The sequence below is a fragment of the Pandoraea sp. ISTKB genome, from assembly GCF_001721285.1.
Lineage (GTDB): Bacteria > Pseudomonadota > Gammaproteobacteria > Burkholderiales > Burkholderiaceae > Pandoraea > Pandoraea capi.
Window position 1 is genome coordinate 233011 of record NZ_MAOS01000028.1, and the last position, 22484, is coordinate 255494.

The window sequence follows — 22484 nt, forward strand, 5'->3', positions numbered from 1 at the left end:
ATTTCAGGCGACTCCGCAAATATTTTTGAAAAAGGTGATCCGTTTCTGTTTTTCGCGGGTCATGGAGGACGAGCACCACCGCTCTTCTTCCACACGAAAGGTCAGATCATGGGTCACGTCCGCGGGCTGCAACAACGCCTCAGCCAACCACTTCGGGTACCTCGCCGCACGCGGCTGGCCTGCGCATTGGGCCGCATCGCCCTGGGCGCAGCGGTTGCCGCCCCGGCCGGTGCAGGCCTCATCGCCCTCGGCGCGCCGCTCGCCGCTCACGCGCAGAACGCCACCGCGCAGGGTGCGCGAGCGTTCGACGTTCCCGCAGGCTCGCTCGAAGACGCGCTGAGCCGTTTCGGCCGCGACGCGGGCATCATGCTGTCGTTCAAGCCAGAAGTCACGGCGGGACGTCACAGCAACGGCCTCAAAGGCACGTATACGCCCCGTAACGGGCTCGAAGCGCTCGTGGCAGGCACCGGGGTCGAAGTCGTTCCCCAATCGAATGGCAGCTATCTGATTCAGCCCGCAGCGGGTCTGAACGCGACGGACACCGCCGTCACCCTGCCGACGACGCACGTCACCGCCGCCTACGACAACGGCCTGCAACCGGCCTATGCCGGCGGTCAGATCGCACGCGGCGGCAGCCTCGGCATGCTCGGCTCGGCCGACGCCATGGACGTGCCCTTCAGCACGATGAACTACACCGAGCAGATGGTGCGAGACCAGCAGGCGCGCACGCTGGCGGACGTCGTCATCAACGAATCGTCGGTCCGCATGCTGACGTCGAGCGGCGGCTTCGGCGAAGACTTCCAGATTCGCGGCTACACGGTCTCGAGCAGCGACGTCGGCCTCAACGGTCTGTATGGCATGGTCTCCGCCAGCCGGGTGCCGGCCGCCATCGTGGAGCGCGTGGAAGTCCTCAAGGGACCGGGCACGCTGATGAACGGTGTGGGCCCGAGCGGCAGCATCGGCGGCGCCATCAATGTCGTGACCAAGCGCGCGACGAGCGAGCCGATCACGCGACTGACGACCACCTTCCAGAGCAAATCGCAACTCGGTGTCGAAGCCGACGTGGGGCGTCGCTTCGGGGAGAATCAGGAATGGGGCGTGCGTCTGAACGGCGTGTTCCGTGGCGGCAACACCACGATGGACAACGGCAAGCAGAACATCGGCTTCGGCTCGGTCGGCCTCGACTACACCACGCAACGCCTGCGCTGGACGCTCGACGCTTACACGCAACACGAAGGCGACGACAACTTCCGCCCGCAGATCGGCTTCCAGTCGTCGGTCAAGAAGATTCCGGACGCACCGTCCGCCTATCGCAACTTCTACCCCGGCACCGAGCTGCATCTGCACGATACGGCCGTCACCACGCGTCTCGAATACGACGTGCTGAACAACGTCACCGTCTGGGGTGCGGTCGGCTATCACTACGCGAGCGCCTATCAGACGTTCCCGAGCGGCCCGGCGGATGCGCTCGGCAACTTCACGGCGACGAATTCCTACTACGACTCGTACACACGCTCGCGCACGGCAGACGTCGGCGCACGTGCCACGTTCAAGACGTTCGACATCGGTCACACGCTGACGGTGCAGGCCTCGCGCCTGGAGCAGGATTCGGGTAACGCCTATTCGCCGGGCACCACGTCGGTGGCCTCGAACATCTACAACCCAGTGCCGCTGCCGGCTGTGAACGTGCCGCGTGCGGACACGAAGAAGGCCTCGGAATCGACGCTGACGAGCATCGCCGTGACGGACACGCTCTCGTTCCTGAACGACCGCGTGCTGCTCACCGGTGGCCTGCGCCATCAACGTGTCGCGCTCGACAACTTCAGCACCGCCACCGGCGCGCTGACGTCGAACTACGACCAGAGCGCCGTCTCACCGCTCGCCGGTATCGTCGTCAAGCCGTTGCAGAACATCTCGGTCTACGCGAACTTCACCTCGGGTCTGTCGCGCGGTGGCGTTGCACCGGCCACAGCGCGCAACGCCGGGCAGGTGTTCCCCCCGTACAAGTCCAAGCAGTACGAAGCCGGCGTGAAGGCCGATTGGGGTCCGGTGACGACGGTGGTGTCGGTCTTCCAGGTGCAGCGTCCGAACGCGATCACCGATCCGGCCACCAACGTCTACAGCTTCGACGGCGAACAACGCAACCGCGGGCTTGAGTTGTCGGCGTACGGCGAAGTCGTGAAGGGTCTGCGTCTGATGGCCAGCGCCACGTTCTACGACGCGAAGCTCACCAAGACGGCCGGTGGCGTGAACGACGGTAACGACGCCAACGGCGTGCCCAAGCGCGCGTTCAACTTCGGTGTCGACTGGGATACGCCGTGGGTGCAGGGACTCTCGCTCAACGGTCGCATCATCAACACGTCGCGCATGTACTTCAACGCGGCCAACACCCTCGAAATACCGGCCTGGACCCGCTACGATATCGGCGCGCGCTATCGCACCCGCATCGCGGGCAAGTCGGTCGTGTTCCGCGCCAACATCGAGAACCTGTTCAATTCGAACTACTGGCTCATGAGCGGCACTTACGCCACCGTGGCCGCGCCGCGCACGTTCCTGCTGTCGGCGCAGATCGACTTCTGAGGTCAGCCGACGTGTCATCGATCCACCCCCGCAGCATTCGTCATCTCAACAGGTAACTGACTCGCATCATGGCTCAGGTTCGTCGTACCCCCACGGGGACTGCCCGCACTTTGGACACGTATGGCACGCACGGCACGCGGCAAAAGCTCGTCGGTCTCGGCGCGCTCGTCTCCCGCATCGTCGCGGCCATCGGTGGCGGCTACGCCGTCGCAGCGCTCGCGAGCGTTGCGGTGCTTGCCCTGCCGATGAACAAGGTGCAGGCGGTCATCACCGGCGAGCTGGCGAGTTTCGCCATCTATGCCGGAGCGGTTGTGTGGGTGTTCGCGGTGCGCAGCGCGTGGCGCGCCTGGGCCGGTTTGCTGATCGTTGCCGCACCGCTCGCGCTCGCCGCCTGGGCGGTGTCGACGGGCGTGGTGACGGGAGGTGCGGCATGACGCCTGAGCCGACGAACGACGTGCGGACACCGAAGTCGCAAGGTCGTGGCATCCGTCAGACGATGTCCGACCTGCACACCTGGGCGGGACTGCTCGTGGGCTGGCTGCTGTACGCCATGTTCCTCACCGGCACGGTGAGCTACTTCAAGGACGAAATCTCGCAGTGGATGCGCCCCGAAGTGCCGCATCGGCAGACGCTGCCCGACCCGGCCATCGTCGCGCAGAACGTGGCGAACCGGTTGACGACGCTTGCCGCCGGGAGCCCGCAGTGGAGCGTTTATCTGCCGACCGAGCGCAATCCGGTCGCCGGTGTGTTCTGGCGCAATGCCCCCGCGCCCAAAGGGAGCACCAGTGCGCCGCGTCGCACGTTCGAAGAGGCGACGTTCGATCCCACGACGGGCGAGACGCTAAAAGCCCGCGAGACACTGGGCGGCGATTTCTTCTACCGCTTCCATTTCCAGTTCCACCCGTTGCCGGTCATGTGGGGACGCTGGCTGGCGGGCTTCTGTGCGATGTTCATGCTCGTGGCGATCGTCAGCGGCGTGATCACGCACAAGAAAATCTTCATCGACTTCTTCACCTTCCGATGGGGCAAGGGGCAACGCTCATGGCTCGACGCGCACAACGCGCTGTCCGTCTTCGGCCTGCCCTTCCATCTGATGATCACGTACACCGGGCTCGTCACCCTCATGGCGATGTACATGCCGTGGGGCGCACAGACGGCCATCAAGACACCGGTCGAGCGCAGCCAGTTGAACGCGCAGTTGAGCGCGTTTCCGCCGCCGGGCAAGGCCACCGGCGAGAAGATGCCGCTCGCGTCCATCGAAGCGATGGTGCGTGAGGCGCAGGCCCGATGGGGCGCACGCGACGTCGGACGCGTCACCGTCACCAACCCCGGCGACGCCAGCGCACGCGTGGCCGTCACACGCGGCGAATCCACGCGTGTCTCGATGAGTCCGCAATATCTGCTGTTCGAGGGCACGACCGGCAAACTCATCGACGTTCATGACAACGTAGGCGCCGCCGCCGAAACGCGCGGCGTGATGTACGCGCTGCACCTCGGACGGTTCAGCGATCTGCATCTGCGCTGGCTGTACTTCCTCGTCAGTCTCGGCGGCACCGCGATGGTCGGCACCGGGCTGGTGATGTGGACTGTGAAACGTAGCAGCAAGCTGCCCGACCCGGCGCGTCCGCATTTCGGCTTCCATGTGGTCGAGCGGCTGAACATCGCGGCCATTGCCGGCCTCTCCATCGCCATGACCGCATTCCTGTGGAGCAATCGCCTGATGCCGGCCGATGCCGTGCATCGCAGCGCCACCGAAGTCGACGCGTTTTACTGGGTGTGGGCGGCCACGCTGCTCTATGCCCTCGTCAGGCCCGCGAAGCGCGCGTGGATCGAACTGCTCTGGGCCGGCGCGGCCGTGCTCGCGTTGCTGCCGATCGTCAATGCCGTGACGACGTCGCGCGGCTTCTGGCACAGCGTGACGACCGGCGACTGGGTCTACGCGGGGGTCGATGCCATGCTGTGGGCGTTCGCCGCCCTGCACGCGTGGCTTGCCGTGCGCACCGCCCGGCACAAGCCGAAGACGAAACCGGCACGGCGTGCGGACGTCGCCACGACCGCACCATCGGCAATCAACGCGCCATTGAGCGAGGATCGCGCATGATGCACGTCGTCACTTTCTTCATTTGTCTCGTGGGCTTCGCCGCGCTGGCGATGGCGACCGAGCGTCAGCAGGAAACGTTCTTCGGCGGTGCTTCGGTGTCGCGCACGCGCGCCAGCCGAGGGCTCGGATGGACGGCACTGATCGTCGCGCTGGCGGCGACGGTCGTGCATCAGGGATGGGGATTGGGACTGGTGAACTATAGCGGCCAGGCCAGCATGGCAGCCGGTCTGGTATATCTCACGCTCATCATGGCCGAGCGCCGCCGCTCACGCTAGCGGCCGCAGGCCACGCTCATTCGTTCTCTTCGAAGTAGTGCCCGAACTTGGCCTGCTTGGTCCGGATGTAGCGCTCGTTCTCTTCACGCATGGGGATGTCGAGCGCCACGCGCTCGCTCACCGGAATGCCGTGCTTGATGAGCGTATCGAACTTCTTCGGATTGTTGCTCATGAGGCGCACCGAGCCCACGCCGAGAATGCGCAGGATGGCGGCGGCAGAGTCGTATTCGCGGGCGTCGTCGGGCAACCCCAGATCGAGGTTGGCCTCGACCGTATCGCGGCCCTGCTCTTGCAGCAGATACGCCCGGATCTTGTTGCTCAGGCCGATGCCGCGCCCTTCGTGGCCGCGCAAATACAGCATGACGCCGCGCCCTTCTTCGGCGATCTTGCGCATGCCCGCATCGAGCTGTTCACCGCAATCGCAGCGGTAGGAACCGAATACGTCGCCCGTCAAACACTCCGAATGCAGACGTACCAGCGGCGGCAAGATGCCCGACGCGTTGTCCGTCACATCGCCCATGACCAGCGCGAGATGCTCGTTGGCGCTGTCTTTGACGCGAAATGCATGGGAAGTGAAGGTGCCGTAACGGGTCGGCAGGGTTGCCGTGGCGACAAGCTCGACGCATTCGCCTGCGTCGCAGTTGGGCGTGGCAGAGGCAGTACCAGGGGACTTCATGTTGACGTTCAAACCGGCTGAAATTGGGAGGTGCGTGCCACCCGGCTAGGGTGACGTGTACTCGGAGTGTACCGCCATTTGCCAATATCAGCCGACAGCCCTACGCAACACACGGTTGCATAGGGCGGTCCAATCGGCTAGCGCTTTGCCCGGCTTTGGGTTACGGACACGCGACTCGCCGCGTCACAACCTTCAATAGTCCGCACGCAGCGTGAGCATGATGTTGCGACGCTCACCGTAGATACCGTAGAACGTCGACGGCACGCGGGCATAGTAGTCACGGTTGAAGACGTTGTTCACGTTGAGCTGTGCTTCGAGATGGCGGTTCACGCGGTAGGCCAGCATGGCGTCCCACACGGCGTAGCCGCCCTGCGCAAAGCCCGTCGTGCGGTACGTCGAGCTTTGAATACGCACGCCACCGCCCACGCGCAGGCCGTCGAGCACGCCGCCGAACAGGCCATCCGTGAAGCGATACGTCGTGTACAGCTTGAACAAGTGTTGCGGTTCTTCGCCGTCGAGCGCCTGACCGACCTGGTTCGGATCGCTGTTGTAACGCGTATTGAGCAGCGTGTAGCCGGCGTAAACGTTCCAGTTACGCGTGACCTGCCCCGTTACTTCGGCTTCCCAGCCCTGGCTCTGCGCCGAGCCTGCCGCGACCGAGCCGATGGCGTGGAACGGGTCGGCCACCGCACGGTTCGTGTCCGTCATGCGGAAAGCCGCCACGGTGGCGCTCAGGCGACCATCGAGGAACGAGCCCTTCAGGCCCACCTCATATTGCTGCCCTTCGCGCGGCGGCAATCCCTGGCCGTCGAACGTCGTCGCCGTTTGGGGCGCGAAGATCTTCGAGTAGTTGAAGTACGCGTTGATCTGCGGCGTGAGGGCCAGCACCACGCCGCCGTACGGAATGAACTTGTTGTTCGCACGGGCGGTGGTGTTCCACGGGCCTTCGGTCGGCAGCAGATTCTGACTTTGCTGCTGATACCAGGCTTCGCGTCCGCCCAGCACGACGGTGAGCGGGTCGAGCACGCGAACACGCGCCTGTCCGTACACGCCGAACTGCTGCGCTTGCAGCTTGTTGCCGGAGTCGAACGGAATGGTCGGCTCCACCGACGGCGGCGAGAAGATGCTGAAGGTGCCGAGGTTTTCGCCACCCGACAGACTGCGCTGCTGCGTCATCTGGTAGTTCATGCCGACCAGCCATTCATGCTTGCGGCCGAATGCCTCTACCGGGCCGGACAAATGCGAGTCGATCCCCAGCAGGTTGTTCTCGCCGCGTTGCGACTGGCCGAAATAGCGGGCCGTGAGCGTCGCAGCGTTGATGCCCGGGCCGAGATAGGCGTACTTGCTGTTCGAGAGCACGTGACGATAGTTGATGGTCGTCGTCGAGACGATATCGTTATCGAAACGATGCTCCAGCTTGCCGTTGACTTCCTGCATCGACGTCCAGGCGTAGTTCCAGTCCGGCGAGAAGTTCGAGTTGTTGGGGGCGTTCAGGAACGTGCGGTTCGTCAGCAACGACTGACCGTAGTCGAACGCGTGCAGCGGGTTGACCTGATACGAGCCGGAGAGCGACAGCAACGTGCGCGGCGTCAGGTCGAATTCGAGCGCGCCGTAGGCGAGGAAGTTGCTTTCATTGGTCCGCGTGACCGACTTGTTGCCGGTGTCGCCCGTGAGCACGGCGCGTCCGCGAATGGTGCCCGATTCGTTGAGCGGGCCCGTGACGTCGATCATCTGGCGATAGTTCGCCCAGGAGCCGATGGTCGTCTCGCTACGCACAGCGAAGGTGTCGCCCGGGCGCTTGCGCACCAGATTGACCGTGCCGCCCGGCTCGCCCGTGCCGTCGAGCAACCCTGCCGGGCCGCGGAAAACTTCCACACGGTCGTACATCGAGAGATCGAATTGCGGCTGGTACTGGATACCGCTCAGGATCGACACGCCGTCGTATTCGACGCCGACGTTGTAGCCTCGCGAGTTGAAGTAGTAAGTGCCGTCACCGTAGTTGACCGCCGTGATACCGGTGGTGAATTGCAGCGCATCGGCCACGGAGGTCATCGCCTGATCGTCCATGCGCGCACGCGTGACGACCGACACCGAGTTCGGAATGTCCTTGAGTGCCTGCGGCGTCTTGCCGATGGTCGTGGTCGACGTGCCGTACGAGCTCGACCCCTCGGTCTGCGCATCGCGTTGTGCGCTGACGTTTGCCGCCGGCAGTGCTGCCGTCGTGCCCGGTGCCGCCGTCGAGGGCGAAGCCGACTGCGCGTGCGCCGCAGCGGTGCCCAACATCAGCATCGCCACGGCGATGGGTGTACGCGCGAGACGCAGCGGCGACGGGTGCCCGGTCCTCATGCCGTCAGACATGCGGCCCCGTGCCGCGCGGCGAGGTTGCTGGTTCTGATTCTTTTGCATCGTTGACAACACTTCCCCTAGTTCCTTGTTGCCGGGATCTTCCGGCGATCGTGAATCGGTGCCTTGTTTTGTGTGGTGTTTGTGCCTTTAGCGTCACGGTCCAATTCCCGCTACACTGGCGAAAATATCGCAAATGAGACTCATTACTAAATTTGCGCGAGATTCGGCAAACACATTGATAGATCAGGAGAATATCGGGTTCGGAATAGGCAAGGGCGACAATTAATGTCGATTTTTTGACAAATTTCGTCTGCATATCGATACCCGATTACAAACCCCGGCATGAACGATTTTCTGCGCAAGCGATTCCCCAATGCCGTGCGTCCTTTGCCGCGCGATGTCTACTCGCAGATCACGTCGTACCGCCACGGCGAGCGGCTGATCTGGCATCAGCATCGTCACGGTCAACTGGCATTTGCGGTGCGCGGCGTCGTGCGCGTGCTGACGTCGACGGCCATCTGGACGTTGCCGCCCTCGCGTGCCGTGTGGCTGCCTTCCGATGTCGAACACGAGTTGCATGCCGTGGGCGACGCGCAGATCTGCAACGTCTACATGGAACCGCGCATGTTTCCCTGGGATTGGGTGCGGCCGACGGTGATTCTCGTCACCCCGCTGATCCGCGAGCTGGCGGTCACCGTCGGCCGTGACGGCGACAGCTATGGCCCGACGAGCCGGGCGGCACTCTCGGTGCCGCCGCTGCTGGGTGTGCTGCGCGACGCCACCGCCCTGCCCGAGCGCGGCGTGCCGGTCCCGCGCGACACACGGTTGCAGGCGATTTGCGAGCATTTGATGAACGACCCCGCCAGCAAACTGACGCTCGACTTCTGGGGCGAACAGTTCGGGGTCAGCGGACGCACGCTTGCGCGTCACTTTCAGATGGACACCGGCATGACGTTCGTGACGTGGCGTCAGCACCTGCGGGTGTCCGAAGCGATCTCGACATTGGCGCTCGGCTCGTCGGTGGCGGCCACGGCCGATGCCTTCGGTTATGCGAGTCCGAGCGCCTTCATCGCGATGTTCAAACAGGTCACGGGCCGCACCCCGCAACGCTACCTCGCCGACGCCTGAGCTCGCTCAGCGCGCGTAGCTCACCGGCATGCCGCCATCGGGGTTGGGCAGCACCCCCATCGGCACGCCATAGATGGTTTGCAGCGTGTCGGGCGACATCAGTTCGGCGGGGGTGCCCCGAGCGATCGGCCTGCCTTGCTTGAGCGCGAGCAGCGTGTCGCAAAAACGCGCCGCCATGTTCACGTCGTGCAACACGATCACCACGCCCAGTCCGTGCTTGTCGGCCAGTTCGCGCACGAGCTTGAGCACGTCCAGTTGATGGGCGACGTCCAGCGCCGACGTCGGCTCGTCGAGCAACAGACACTGCGCCTGCTGCGCGACGAGCATCGCCAGCCACACGCGCTGACGCTCGCCGCCCGAGAGCGATTCCACCAGACGATCCGCAAAGCCCAGCACATCCGTTTGCGCCATCGCCTGCTGCACGGCCTCGTGATCGTGCACATCGAAGCGCCCGAGCGCGCCGTGCCATGGGTAGCGGCCCAGAGCGACAAGCTCGGACACCGTCATCCCCGCCGCTGCCGGCGGTTGTTGCGGCAGATATGCCACGCGACGCGCAAATTCGCGCGCGCCCCACGACGCCAGCGCGCGTCCCTCGAACTGGATGCTCCCGCTTACCGGCGAGAGCTGGCGCGCAAGCAATTTGATCAGACTCGATTTGCCCGAGCCGTTGTGGCCGATCAGCCCATGCACCTGCCCGCCCGCGAGTTCGAGGGTGAGGGGCGCGAGGAGCGTGCGGCCTTCCACGGCGAAGGAAACGTCTTGCAGCGCGAACATCGGAGTATCAGTCATGGGCTTTCGGTGAAGCAGGTTCGTGGTGCGCCCCGGCATCGGTCTGCGGCGCGCGCAGTTGGCCGTAGTCGAGGCGAATCAGACGATCCGCCAGATCGAAATAGCGGTCGTCGTGCGTAATCACCAGCACGCTCTTGCCGCGCGCCTTGAGCGCAGGGAGCATCTGGCGGTAGAAAACATCCTTGAAAAGCGGGTCCTGATCCGCCGCCCATTCGTCGAAGACGTAGAACGGCCGGTCTTCCAGATACGCCACAAGCAACGCGAGACGCTTGCGCTGCCCTTGCGACAGATCGAGCGTCGAGAAACGGCCGTCTTCGATCGTGACCTTGTGATCGAGCTGCAACGACTTCAGGAGCGCCTTCGCCTGCCCATCGAGTCCATCGGACGGCAAACCGAGCAGATGTTCGAACAGGAAGAAGTCGCTGAACACCACCGAGAACAACTGACGATAGTGGTCGCGCTCGGCATCGCCCACGGGCACACCGTCAAGCAGAATCCGGCCCTGCTCCGGCACATAGAGGCCGACGATGAGCTTGGCGAGCGTCGTCTTGCCGCTGCCGTTGCCGCCGACCAGATAGACGAGTTCGCCCGGGCGGAACGTCAGACCGATCGGGCCCAGCGTAAAGTTTTCGTTCTCCTGTTCGCGGAAATAGCTGTGCGTCACGCCTTCAAGCACGATCTCCTGGAACGTCGGCACTTCCGTTCTGGCGGGCGCCGGGAGCAACTCGCGCGGCAGCTCCTTCTCGACCTGCGCGATGCGCTCCAGCGCCACGCGCGCGCTCCCGAGCGAGGGCATCGCCGAGAGCACGCCCTCGATAGGCATGATCATGTACAGGAACACCAGTGCATAGCCCGACACGACCTGCGGCGGCAGATCGACATGACGCAGCACCACGAACAGCGTGAGCCCGATGAACGCGAAAAGAATGAAGCTGCCCCAGCTTGCCGCCGCCGCATACAGCACATAGCCTCGTGTGCGTTGCACGCGCACCGCTTCGACGTTGCTCGCGAGGCGATCTTCGATGAACGCGTCGCGGCGCGCACGATGCAGCTTGAGTTCCTTCGCGCCGTCGAACAGTGCGCGGAAATCCTTCACCAGCGCTTCCTCACGCTTGCGCGAGCTGCGCAGATGCAGGAGCGCACGCTGGTTTGCGAAACGAAACCCGGCCGCGCCGATGAAGATCGTCACGACCGCGAACAACAGAATCTGCCACGACAGATAGCCGAGATAGATCAGACAGCCCGCGATCACCGCGCCCTGCATGGCGAGCACCGGCAGATTCACGAACAGCACCACGATGGTGTCGAGATCCTGCGTGAGCACCGCGATGGCACGGGCGATGCCATGCCGCTCCAGGCTCGCATACGGCGCCGCGCCGATGCGACGCACGACCTGCATGCGCAACGTCGCTTTGGCCCGCTGACCCAGCGACATGAACAGCGTTTGCGACAGCGCACGCGTGACGAGCACGAGCACACCGAGGCCGAGAAACTGCACGCCGAGCACACCGAGATGCTCGCGCGGTGCGCCGAGCGCCCGGTTGATGAGCGCGACGAGACCGGCGTTGCCAAAACCGCTGATGAGACTACCGGCGAGCGCGATTGCCAAAGGCCATCGCGACGCACGCACCAGTTGCCAGAACAAGGACATAGGAGGCAAACCTCTCTAATATTTTGTGGGGATATTGGGGGACATCAGGCCACTTGACGACGCAAGTGCCACAGCAGATACGGTGCCGCAATCAGCATGGCGAGCACGCCCGCCGGCAACTGTTGCGGGAACAGCAGGTTACGGCCGAGCCAGTCGGCGGCAATCATCAGCAGCGCGCCGGACACGCTCGCCGCCACGGCTTGTGAGCGTCCTTTGCCGAATCCGGCCATGCGGGCGAGATGCGGTGATAGCAAGCCGACGAACGACAGCGGGCCGACGACGAGCGTAGCCACGGCGCTCAGCGTCGCAGCGAGACACCAGAGCCACAGGCGCGCCCGCTTTACATTCACGCCGACTGCCGTGGCTGTCGCGTCGCCCATCGGCAGCAGATCGAGCCAACGCGACGCGAGACACGTCAGCAGCAGCCCCGCGAGCGCCGCCGCGACCGTGACCATCGCAATGCCGGGGCCGACGATGTATGTCAGCCCGAGCATCAGCGAGCGCAGCAGGAAGGCATTGGCCGTACCGCTCGCACTCGCAATCGCCACGAGCGACTGCGCCATGCCGGAGATGGCCACACCGGCGAGCAGCATGCGTGTGGGCGAGAAGCCTCCCTTGCGCGAGAGCGTCAGCATCACGGCGAGACTGATGGCAGCACCCGCGAACGCTGCCAGAAACAGGACGGAAGCGCCCGCACCAACTACGACAAACGTCACGATCAGCACGCCAAGCATCGCCCCGCCGCTCACGCCGAGCAGTTCGGGACTCGCCATCGGGTTGCCGCTGATCCGTTGCAGCAACGTGCCCGAGAGCGCCAGCGCGACACCTGCCGCTGCCGACGCCAGCATGCGCGGCATGCGCCACGGCGACATCGCCGTCCAGACGTCGCCGCTCGCCCATTCCCAGCCATCGAAGGTACGGCCGAGATGCTGCGTCGCCCACACGATCACCACGCCGAGCGCCAGCGTCACCGCCAGCCAGCGCAGCGGGTGACGCACACGCGCAGGCGGCGCGGCATCGGCCGTCGCCACTTCGCCGGCACGCGTGCGACGCAGCAGCCATAGCAGCAGCGGACCGCCGAAGAGCGCTGCGGCAGCCCCTGTCGGCAGCGATGCGCCGTCGAACAGCGGTAGCCACTGCACGATCTGATCCGTCAGCATCAGCATGAGTGCGCCGATAGCCGGCGCCCATACCAGTTGATCTCGCAGACGTCGCGCGCCCGCCAGCCGGACCAGTTGCGGCCCTGCCAGCCCGACGAACCCGATGATGCCGACCGTGCCGATGATGCAGGCGGAAAGCGCAACCGCGACCACGAGGCCAGCCGTACGAATCCAGGCGACGCGCGCACCGAGTTGCGTGATGCTGCGGTCGTCCAGCGTGAACAGGGTCAGCGGTCTGAGCAACAGCGCCGCCGCGACGACCGCCGCGAGCACGCGCGGCAGCAGCCAGCCGAAGTCGTGCCAGCCGTTCTGCACGAGCGAGCCGGCGCCCCAGGCGAACACGCCCACCAGCGCACGCTCGTGGGTCATCGACACCATGATCGACAGGCCGCTGCAATACAGGTTGACGATCATGCCCGCGAGGATCACCGGCACCGGCGCGAAGCGGCTGCGCCAGGTCAGCGCCATCACGATGGCCATGGCCGCCGCCGACCCCGCCATGGCGACGCCGGACTTCCACGCCAGCGCGACCGGCGGCAGCCAGATCGTCGCGGCCGAGAGCGCCAGCGACGCCCCGGAGGCCACGCCCAGCGTCAACGGTTCGGCCAACGGGTTGCGCAGCACCTGCTGAAACATCACGCCGGCGAGCGAGAGGCCCGCACCGGCCAGCAACGACATGGCGAGACGCGGCAGCCAGGCGTAGTTCACGAGCAGCCCCGACATCGCGGCAGGCGACGTCGGCGCGCCTGCGTCGAGCGCCGGATGCACGATCGCGTGCCACACCGCCGCGAGGAACGCGCCGCTGTCGACACCCGCCGGGCGCAGCGCCAGTAGCGTCGCGACAGCGAGGGCCACCGCAGGCAGACCGACAATAAGCGCCAGACGCCACAGATGACGCACTTCGACGGGGGTCGACGCACCACGCGGCGCGCCACTCGTCACGGATGAGAACGGATTGCGTGTGCTCATGCCGCCGCCCCCGTCAGTGCAACGCTCAACGCGTCGGCCAGCTTCACGGCCGTGGGGGTGCCGCCCGTGGGCAACATCATCGGCAGTTGTCCGACGCGCGCACCCCGCACGAACGGCAACGCCTGCCACAGCGGACTCTGGCCCAGCATGCCGAGCAAACCGGGACGCGCCCCGATAAGCATCGCGCTCGCCGCCGTATCGACACCGAGCTGCGTGTAATCGATCTGCGCCATGCCCTCCGTATCACTCGGGCGTCGCCAGGCATTCGTGAGGCCGACGGCAGCGAGCGTCCCGCCGAATACGCTCTCGCGGCCGAAGACGTTCGTCAGACGGGTGTCGATGGGACTCATCAGATAAATCGGACGTTGCGTGGCACCATGCTGCGCCAGCCGGTCTCGCACGGCGCCGAGGCGCGCATCCGTCTGCGCGAGCAGCCGCGCGGTCTCGGCAGGACGCCCGAGGGCATCCCCCAACGCGTGCGCCCGTCGCTGCGCGAGACGGTATCCGTCTTCATGCGGATGCGCGGGCGGCGCGACGAATAGCGGTGCGATGCGCGAAAGCGAATCGGCCAGCGAACCATGAGCGGGCGTGATGACGATCAGATCGGGACGCAACGACTGCACGACCTCGAAATTGGGCTGGAACAGCAGTCCCACGTCGACCACGGAATCCGGCATCTCAGGCGTGCCCGAAAGCAGCCGGTACCAGAACGGACGCGCGACGCCCACCGGGACCACGCCCAGCGCGAGCACCTGCGCAGCGAGTCCCCAGTCGAGCACGACGACACGCGGCGTGCGGCCCGAAGCCACGGCCTCACCCGATACGCCGCCAGATAAGCCGCCAGATAAGCCGTCAGAAGCGGCAAAAGCACGCGAAGCGTGCAGGAACGGTGCCACCGCACCAACGCCAAACGCCGCCAGAAGGCGGCGCCGGACGGCAAACGATTTTCGTTGCATCACCATTGATATCGGGCTGTCCCCAGAACGGTTCGTGTTGCGCCGTAGTAGCAGAGGAACGAGTTCGTGCAATACGAGATGTATTCGCGATTGAACAGGTTACTGACGTTGATGCCGAACCGCCATTGTTGCCAGTCGTAATGCACGGCGGCATCGACCAGCGTCCGACTCGGCACTTCGAACGTATTGGCGGCGTCTCCCGCCGACGAACTCATGTAACGCACCCCGGCACCGAACCCGAGATTGCGCAACACGCCTTCGTGCATCGTGTAGTCGGCCCACAGTGCGAGGTTGTTGCGCGGCGTGATCTGCGGGCGCTTGCCTTGCGCCGTCGTGCTTTGCAGGTTGACCTGATTGACATACGTGTACGAAGCGATGACCTTCAGATCGCGGGTGACGTTGGCACGCGCTTCGGCTTCGAAGCCTCGCGAGCGCACTTCACCGGTCTGCGTGGGGAACGTCGGGTGTGCCGGATCGACCACACTCACGTTTTCCTGACGAAGATCGAAGGCAGACAGACGCAACGAGGCATCGTATTGCTTCGGCTGATAACGCACACCGATTTCGTACTGCTTGCCCTGCGTGGGCTGCAACGCCCCGCCGGAGAAGGTCGTGCCGAGCACCGGCGCGAACGACTTCGCGTAGCTCACGTATGGCGCGATGCCATTATCGAACGCGTAGGCCAGCCCGGTGCGCCACGTGAAGGCGTGGTTGTCGGCCGTCAGCGTATTGCCGTTCGTGCTGGATCGGGTCGTCGCCCAGTCCTCACGCATGCCGAGCGTGAGCACCCAGCGGTTGTACCGCAGTTCGTCCTGCGCATACAGACCGGCCTGACTCAGCGAATAGTCCAGACGCGTATTCTGGTTCACCCCCGCCAACGACGCGTAGTTGGGATTGAACAGATCCAGTTGCCCGACGACGGCGCCGCCGTAGTTATCGCCTTCGAGCACGCGACGATAGTCGAAGCCGAACAGCATTGTGTGCTCGACGGGGCCGGTCGAGAACTTCGCCTGTGCATTCGTATCGATCTGCCACTGGCTGACGTGCTCTTTGTCTGCATTGCCCCACATGTAAACCGAGCGCTGATCCGCGCCGAAGCCGCTCGTGACCGACGTCTGGTAGTAGTTCTGGTCGATATGCAGGTAGCGCGCGTCCTGCGAGACGCGCCACGTATCGTTCAGTTGCTTCGCGAACTGATAGCCGAACCAGTACTGCGTGCGCTGCATGCCGTCGCGGGTCGGGTCGCCGAAGTACTGATCGGAGCCGAGGTGACCGTTCGGGTTCGCGAACAACGTGCCGCTCGCCGGCACCGGGTTGAACAGGCCGCCTTGCGGGTCGCGCTGATAGCCCGCCAGCAGCGTGAGCGACGTGTCGCGGTCCGGCCGGAACGTGATCGACGGGGCGATCGCCAGGCGCTCGTCCTTGATGGCGCTCACCTGCGTCTTGGCGTCACGCGCCAGTCCGACCACGCGATAGAGGATCGTGCCGTCCGGCGTGAGCGATCCGCCCAGATCGAAGCCCGCCTGATAGGTGTCGTGATTGCCGATCTGAAGCGTGACTTCGCGCACCGGCTGATCCGTCGGCAGCTTGCTGCTGTAATTCACCAGACCGCCCGGGTTGCCCTGTCCATAGAGCACGGACGACGGACCGAACATCACGTCGATGCGATCAAGCAGATACGGGTCGACGCGCGCCGTCGCAAAGCGCGGCGACTGGAAGATACTCAGACCGTCGAGGTACGCGTCGATATCGAAACCGCGGGCACGCAACTGGTCGAAGCGCACGTCGGTGCCGTCCTGCGTATTGACGCCGGTGGTGTAGCGCAATGCCTGATCGATGGTGATGGCGCCCTGATCGTCCATTTGCTGACGTGTCACCGTCGAGGTCGCCTGCGGCACGGTCAGCGTCGCGGCGTCGGTCTTCGTCGCGGTCCTCATGCGCTTGGCGACGTAACCGCGTCCCGGCCCGTTCGGGCTCTCGGTGAGCGACGAGTCGTTCACCTGCGTGGCGGGCAGAGCGACCGGAAGAGACGTCGCTGCCACGCCTGCGGTACCGGCCGCCGCCGTATTGTCACTGCTGGCATCGGCAGCCATCGCCGCCTGCTGCCCCAAAACTGTTCCCGCGACCATGGCGGCGAGTATCGTCAGTCGCCGCGATTGGGTCGGCTTCCCCGTGTGATTTCGTTTCACTTTACGTCCGCTTCCCGCGTCAGTGTCATTCTGTCCGAATGAATTAAAATAAATGAGACGCATTACTATTATCACTTGTATCCGCCACCTGAACCCCGATGGCAGTTGGTAGAATACCGGGGATCGTTTTGCTGTGAATCGCAAAAAATGTTGAGAAACGGACATTTTTTGTCCATTTCTCTATGCTTTGGCGCGCTGCGCGTTGTCCTCACGAGGGACATTCGAACGTGCGGCCGTCGTCTGACCGTGTCGAGCGGTCCGGTTGGGAAGTCGTCATGAAGGAATTGCTGCTGCGCCGCTACCCGGAAACGCGCCGACATCTGGCGCGCGACGTCACGCTTGTGGGCATGGAGTGCGAGGATGGCGAACGCCAGCCCTGGCACCAGCATCAGCACGGTCACGTGGTGATGGCGCTGCGTGGCGTGGTGCGTGTGCTCACGCCGGCGCACACCTGGACGCTACCGGCATCGCGAGCGCTGTGGCTGCCGCCCAACACGCCGCACGAACTGCACGCCGTCGGGCGCATGCACTTCTGCACGATCAGCGTCGAGCCGGGCACCGTGTCGTGGTTGTGGCCGAACGCGCTCGCGCTCACCGTCGGCCCGCTGCTGCGCGAGCTCGCCGTCGACATCCTCCCCGACGGCATCCACTACGCCCCGGACAGCCGCACAGCGCTGTCCGTCCCCCTGCTGCTTCGTCTGCTGCGTGAAGCCGCCGCGCCCGGCGAGCACGGCTTGCCGTTGCCCAGCTCGGCGAAGCTATTGGCGATCTGCGAGCACATGATGATGGAGCCCGCGACCGATTACTCGCTGGAGCGATGGGGCGAAGAACTGGGCGCGAGCGGCAAGACGCTGGCGCGCCGCTTCAAGGACGAGACGGGCATGACGTTCGGACGCTGGTGTCAGCACATGCGCGCGTCGGAGGCGATCACGCGACTGGCGCTGGGCGCGTCCGTCGGCGATGTCGCGCTCGCGCTCGGCTATCAAAGTCCGAGCGCGTTCATCGTGATGTTCAAGCGATTGTTCGGCCGTGCGCCGCAACAATATCTGGCGGTAGCGGATCGTTGAGGGCGCCCTGCCCTGCCGACCCTCCGCACGGGCGGATGTCGGCGACTTGAGGAGATGAAGCCGCGCCCTCGGTACGATCCGTGCCTCAAAGCACGCCGAGTGGCGAAGCCTTGGACGCGAAGGTGTCGCGAATCGACGCAATCGCCGCGATCGTCTCATCGATATCGTCATCGCCGATGTGACGATGCGTGACGAGCCGCAGCATCGACGTGCCGCTCGCCCGCGCCAGAATTCCGTACTCCGCCAGCGCCGCCTCCCACGCACGAGGATTCGCCTCGCGTTGCTCGCCGACACGCAGGCGCACGATATTGCTCCTCGACGGCACGGCATCGACCAGTTGCGCATCGATCTGCGCCAAGCCTGCCCACAGACGTTGCGCACGCTGGTTGTCGTCGGCCAGTCGCGTGACCATCGTCTCCAGCGCTACCTTCCCCGCCGCCGCCATGATGCCCGCCTGACGCAGACCGCCGCCCGTCATGCGACGGAACGTGCGCGCCTGCTCGATCATCGCGTGCGAGCCGACGAGCATCGCGCCCATCGGCGCCGAGAGTCCCTTCGACAGACAGAACGTCAGGCTGTCGCAATGCGCGGTGATCTGCGAGACGTCCACGCCGAGCGCCGCCGCCGCGTTGAACACGCGTGCGCCGTCCATGTGGACCGGCACACCGGCGCGCCCCGCGAGCGCATGCACATCCGCCAGATACGACAGCGACGGCACGTAGCCGCCCGAGTGATTGTGTGTCGACTCGACCGCGACCATCGCCGTCGGTTGGCCGTAACGCGAAAAGCCGGGACGCAACGCCCCGGCCAGTTGATCGAGATCCATCTCGCCACGGACTGACGGAATCAGCATCGGGAACAGATGCGCGAGCCGCGACATGCCGCCCGCTTCCGACTTCGCCATGTGGGCCTGCACGTCGAGCACCGCTTCACCGCCGTGCGTGGCGTGACACAGCGAGGCGATCAGATTGCCCATCGTGCCGGAGACGACATACATCGCCTCCTCCTTGCCGGTCATGACCGCCGCGAGATGTTCCAGTGCGCGTACGGTCGGATCGCCTTCGAGCGTGTCGTCACCCAGCGATGCAGTCTGCATCGCCTCCCACATCAACGCGGTGGGACGGGTGACGGTATCGCTGCGCAGATCGACGGCGCGTTCGGTATGGCCTGAGGTCATGCAAACTCCTGACCGTGGGCATGGCTGCCTGCGCCTGCCTGCGCGCCTTGCGACGATTCGGCCGCGAGCGCCGCCTGCACGGCCTCGGGCGATTCGTACGGAATGCCGGCGAGCTTCATGACGAGCTTGATGGCCACGGTATTGCTGAAAACGTTGATGGCGGTACGGCCCATGTCGAGGAAAGCGTCGACACCGGCGATGATGGCGAGGGCTTCGATAGGTACCCCGATGGTGGTGAGCACCATGGCGATGGCCACGAGCCCGCCCGACGGCACGTTCGCGCTGCCCTTGCTGGCGAGCGTCGTGACAAGCACGATGGACAGCAGTGTCGGCATGTCGAGCGGCACGTGATACGCATCGGCCAGGAAGCCCACGGCCAGCGCAAAGTACATGATCGAGCCGTCGCGGTTGAAGGCGTAGCCCAGCGGCAGCACGACCGAGGCGATGGCCTTCGGCACGCCCATCGCGATGAGCTTCTCCATATGCAGCGGCAGCGTTGCTTCCGACGAGCGCGTGGCGAAGGCGAGAATCACCGGCTCGCTGATCGCACGCGTGGTCGCCATCGGCTTTTCGCCGATCGCCTTGAGCACGATCCAGAACAGCACGAGCAGCACGCCGAGGCCGAGGTACATCGTGCCGACGAGCTTCACGAGCGACAGAATCGTGCCGATGCCTTGCGTAGCGAACAGCCACGAAATGATCGCGAAGATCGCCACCGGCGAGAGCGAGATGATCCAGTCGGTCAGTTTGAACACGGCGCCCATGAGCGCGTCGAGCACGCCGACGAGCGGCTTGGCGCGCTCGCCGATGGCCGACAGCGCCATGCCCAGCAGCACCGCGAAGACAAGCACCGGCAGCAGATTGCTGCCGCTCATTGCCGCCACGATGTTCGACGGGATCATGTCCAGGAAGAACTTGGTCCAGTCGACCGACGCCGCAATCGGCTTGGCCGAAGCGTGCGCCGCCGCGAGATTCGCGCCGAGGCCCGGGTGGAAGATCGCGTTCAGGCCGAGGCCGATCATGATCGAGACGAGCGTCGCGACGAAGAAGTAGATCATGCTGATCGCGGAGACGCGTCCGAGCGAGCGCGCGTTGTGCCCCATCTGATAGATGCCGAGCGTAATCGCCGTAAAGACGAGCGGCACGACGATCATCTTCACGGCCTGCACGAACGCCGTGCCCACGGGCATGAGCTTCGTGGCCAGCCCCGGGGCGACCATGCCGCAACCGATACCCAGCGCCAGACCGATCAGCATCTGGATGGGCAACGGAATGAGGCGCTTCTTCTTGCTGGCAGTACTTGACGACATGACGACAATCTCCGGATTTAACGAGACGACACCGCTCGCGCTCGACGTAGGCAGTACCCGGGCCTTCCGGGTAGCGCAGACGGTCAGCGCTTGCGACCCGGCGCCGCTTTCGCAGCGGGCGGAACAGCCGGGGGGACGAGTGCCTGCAAGCGAGCCTGCATGGCGTGCGTGAGGTGGTCCCAGACACGACGCTGGGCCTCCTCGGGACGCCCGGCGGCAATGGCCTCGAAGATCGCGAGATGCTCGCGAACGGCGGTGCGGGTGCGCTCGGCGTCGTAATGCGGAATGCGTTGCAGCGCCAGACCGTTCTGGGTGCGCAACGCGTGATAGGTCTCGGTGAGGCGCACGTTGTCGGCAGCGGCGAACATCGCCTCGTGGAACTGCCAGCCCACGCGTTGCGTGATGTCGACGTCGAGTTCGATGCCCTCGGCGCCCTGCGCATCGAGCGCGCGCAGTCGCACGGCCACTTCTTCGAGCGCGGGCGTCACGCCCTTTTGCGCGGCCAGCCATGCGGCCATGCCTTCGAGGGCGAGGCGCACCTCGTGAATCTCGCTCAGATCCCGCACCGACAACTGACGCACGAAGGTGCCGCGCATCGGCACGATCTCCAGCAGGCCGTCGTTCGCGAGGGCACGAATCGCCTCGCGCACGGGCGTACGGCTGATGCCGAAGCGCTCCGAGAGCCCGCGCTCGGACAGCGCTTCGCCTGCACGGATCTCGCCGGAAACGATGAGGTTGCGAATGGCGTTGTAAGCCGAATCGCTCAGGGCCGGGGTGCGTTGGGTCTGGTTCATAACTGGTATACCAGCAAAAAACAATTTGCCGGTCAACGGCAAAAGCTGTGGGACGGGAGAATTTGCGGGTAAACGATGACGCGGGATGGCGCAGGATGACGTCGAGATAACGTCGGCGAATGCCGCAAGGCGGCGGAACGACGCGAGCGAGACAGCGTGGAAGGCGCGGGGCCAGCTCACCCGTTCTCGCCCGTTCTCGCCGGGTGGCGAAAATGGGCGGACGGGCGAACGGGCGTCAGGTAGATCGACGGCTAGCGGCGCGGCTCAGTTGTCGAGGAAGTGCGTGATCGCGTAGTTGAACATCTTCGGATCCTGGATGAAGGCGAAGTGGCTCACGCCCGGCAGGATCATCAGTTGTGCGCCCGGGATCGTGTGTGCCATGTAGATGTTGTGTTCGAGCTTGATCCCTTCGTCGTGCTCGCCGTCGAGGATCAGCACCTTCGACTTGATGGTCTTCAGTTGCGCGTCGGTCCAGTTCGGCTGGCTGTCCCACATCTTGCCGATCTGCGCGAGGAAGGCGTCGTACTCCTTCGGCGTCGACGACAGTTGGGCGTATTCACCGGCGGCGCGCTTGATGTATGCGGCGAACACCGGGTTCTTGTCGAAGTCCGGCTTCAAGCCGTCCGTGTTGGTATTCACGCCGAACGCCACGATCTTGCCCACGCGATCCGGATAGCGGATGGCAAGGTCGATGCCCTGAATCGCACCATCGCTCCAGCCCACGACATCGGCCTTCTTGATGTGCAACTGGTCGAGCAACGCGACCACGTCGTCGGCCATCAGGTCGTAGCCATAGGGACGGTCGTCGCGCGTGCTGCGGCCATGACCGCGCGTGTCGACGGCGATCACCAGATGGTGTGCCTTGAGCGCATCGACCTGCTTGGCCAGATAGTTCGAGTTGGCCAGACCGCCATGCAGCAGCAGCACCGGGCTGCCCTTGCCCACTTCGGCGTTGTACAGACGAATGCCGTTGACGTTCGCGAAGCCGGTGCGGTCGAACTTGGCCGGAGCGGGCGTCGGCGGCAGCGTCTGCCACAGTTCAGCAGCGCTGGCGGGCGCGGCATGCAAAGCGGCCGCAATGCCCATGGCGCCAGTCATGGCCAGCAAAGGCTTCAGCGGAGATTTGAAGAGTTTCATAGTTCGGACTTGAGTGTGAGATATGTGCGGCGAGCCGTCGCAACGCGCCGGGGGGAACGCGTGGGCATTGGGACGACGCTCGCCGCCCGGCCACTGTATCCCCGATTTCGGCAGTTGAGACGCGAACCACGGATGCCTGACATTCAACGCCGCATTGCGATGCCACTTGAGAGTTGAGC

The 22484-nt window shown here is 64.9% G+C and carries 17 protein-coding genes; 6 read left to right on the top strand and 11 right to left on the bottom strand.

Annotation, left to right across the window (positions count from 1 at the left end; genetic code table 11):
* Positions 1-108: 108 nt before the first annotated feature.
* From A9762_RS09780 to A9762_RS09795, 4 genes are all read left to right on the top strand, one after another.
* Complete coding sequence (locus A9762_RS09780; RefSeq protein WP_083253791.1) at positions 109-2580, top strand: TonB-dependent receptor; 2472 nt, start codon at positions 109-111, stop codon at positions 2578-2580.
* A gap of 68 nt (positions 2581-2648) precedes the next feature.
* On the top strand, positions 2649-3014 hold the full coding sequence (locus A9762_RS09785) for a DUF3649 domain-containing protein (RefSeq protein ID WP_083253792.1): 366 nt from the start codon (positions 2649-2651) through the stop codon (positions 3012-3014).
* Complete coding sequence (locus tag A9762_RS09790) at positions 3011-4681, top strand: PepSY domain-containing protein (protein ID WP_069341833.1); 1671 nt, start codon at positions 3011-3013, stop codon at positions 4679-4681. The genes A9762_RS09785 and A9762_RS09790 overlap by 4 nt, the downstream gene beginning before the upstream one ends.
* A complete protein-coding gene (locus tag A9762_RS09795) occupies positions 4678-4956 on the top strand; it encodes a DUF3325 domain-containing protein (RefSeq protein WP_069341834.1) in 279 nt (92 codons plus the stop codon). The genes A9762_RS09790 and A9762_RS09795 overlap by 4 nt, the downstream gene beginning before the upstream one ends.
* Positions 4957-4972: 16 nt before the next feature.
* Here A9762_RS09795 and ribA read toward each other — a convergent pair whose 3' ends face one another.
* Together ribA and A9762_RS09805 are read right to left on the bottom strand one after the other, a co-directional pair.
* The gene (ribA, locus tag A9762_RS09800; RefSeq protein WP_069341835.1) at positions 4973-5632 is read right to left on the bottom strand and encodes a GTP cyclohydrolase II; all 660 of its coding nucleotides are present in this window, start codon (positions 5630-5632) and stop codon (positions 4973-4975) included.
* A gap of 192 nt (positions 5633-5824) precedes the next feature.
* Complete coding sequence (locus A9762_RS09805; RefSeq protein WP_240493495.1) at positions 5825-7990, bottom strand: TonB-dependent siderophore receptor; 2166 nt, start codon at positions 7988-7990, stop codon at positions 5825-5827.
* 330 nt (positions 7991-8320) lie between these two features.
* Here A9762_RS09805 and A9762_RS09810 point away from each other — a divergent pair, with 330 nt between their 5' ends.
* Entirely contained in the window at positions 8321-9106 is a 786-nt protein-coding gene (locus A9762_RS09810) for a helix-turn-helix domain-containing protein (RefSeq protein WP_069341836.1), read from the top strand.
* A 6-nt stretch (positions 9107-9112) separates the two neighbouring features.
* Here the strand turns inward: A9762_RS09810 and A9762_RS09815 are convergent, their stop codons facing one another.
* Genes A9762_RS09815 through A9762_RS09835 form a run of 5 tightly spaced genes read right to left on the bottom strand, consistent with a single transcriptional unit; the run spans position 9113 to position 16760 of the window.
* Positions 9113-9895, bottom strand: a complete 783-nt coding sequence (locus tag A9762_RS09815) for an ATP-binding cassette domain-containing protein (protein ID WP_206093567.1) — start codon at positions 9893-9895, stop codon at positions 9113-9115.
* On the bottom strand, positions 9888-11546 hold the full coding sequence (locus tag A9762_RS09820) for a cyclic peptide export ABC transporter (RefSeq protein ID WP_069341838.1): 1659 nt from the start codon (positions 11544-11546) through the stop codon (positions 9888-9890). Before A9762_RS09820 ends, A9762_RS09815 begins: the two co-directional genes overlap by 8 nt.
* 44 nt (positions 11547-11590) lie before the next feature.
* Positions 11591-13675 (bottom strand): Fe(3+)-hydroxamate ABC transporter permease FhuB, encoded by a 2085-nt coding sequence (gene fhuB, locus A9762_RS09825; protein ID WP_083253794.1) that lies wholly within the window; start codon positions 13673-13675, stop codon positions 11591-11593.
* Positions 13672-14631 carry an ABC transporter substrate-binding protein gene (locus A9762_RS09830; RefSeq protein WP_069341909.1) on the bottom strand — a complete coding sequence of 320 codons (960 nt, stop codon included), beginning with the start codon at positions 14629-14631 and terminating at the stop codon, positions 13672-13674. The genes fhuB and A9762_RS09830 overlap by 4 nt, the downstream gene beginning before the upstream one ends.
* On the bottom strand, positions 14631-16760 hold the full coding sequence (locus A9762_RS09835; RefSeq protein ID WP_069341839.1) for a TonB-dependent siderophore receptor: 2130 nt from the start codon (positions 16758-16760) through the stop codon (positions 14631-14633). The genes A9762_RS09830 and A9762_RS09835 overlap by 1 nt, the downstream gene beginning before the upstream one ends.
* 335 nt (positions 16761-17095) lie before the next feature.
* Between A9762_RS09835 and A9762_RS09840 the strand changes: the two genes are divergently transcribed.
* Positions 17096-17887: a helix-turn-helix transcriptional regulator gene (locus tag A9762_RS09840; RefSeq protein WP_069341840.1), complete on the top strand. Its 792-nt coding sequence runs from the start codon at positions 17096-17098 to the stop codon at positions 17885-17887.
* A gap of 85 nt (positions 17888-17972) precedes the next feature.
* Here A9762_RS09840 and A9762_RS09845 read toward each other — a convergent pair whose 3' ends face one another.
* The 4 genes from A9762_RS09845 to A9762_RS09860 form a co-directional block, all read right to left on the bottom strand.
* Entirely contained in the window at positions 17973-19064 is a 1092-nt protein-coding gene (locus A9762_RS09845) for a low specificity L-threonine aldolase (RefSeq protein ID WP_069341841.1), read from the bottom strand.
* Positions 19061-20374, bottom strand: coding sequence for a dicarboxylate/amino acid:cation symporter (locus A9762_RS09850; RefSeq protein WP_069341842.1), 1314 nt, complete (start codon positions 20372-20374; stop codon positions 19061-19063). The genes A9762_RS09845 and A9762_RS09850 overlap by 4 nt, the downstream gene beginning before the upstream one ends.
* An 83-nt stretch (positions 20375-20457) precedes the next feature.
* Positions 20458-21168 (bottom strand): GntR family transcriptional regulator, encoded by a 711-nt coding sequence (locus A9762_RS09855; RefSeq protein WP_069341843.1) that lies wholly within the window; start codon positions 21166-21168, stop codon positions 20458-20460.
* Between the two features lie 264 nt (positions 21169-21432).
* A complete protein-coding gene (locus tag A9762_RS09860; RefSeq protein ID WP_083253796.1) occupies positions 21433-22305 on the bottom strand; it encodes an alpha/beta fold hydrolase in 873 nt (290 codons plus the stop codon).
* Between the last annotated feature and the right edge of the window lie 179 nt (positions 22306-22484).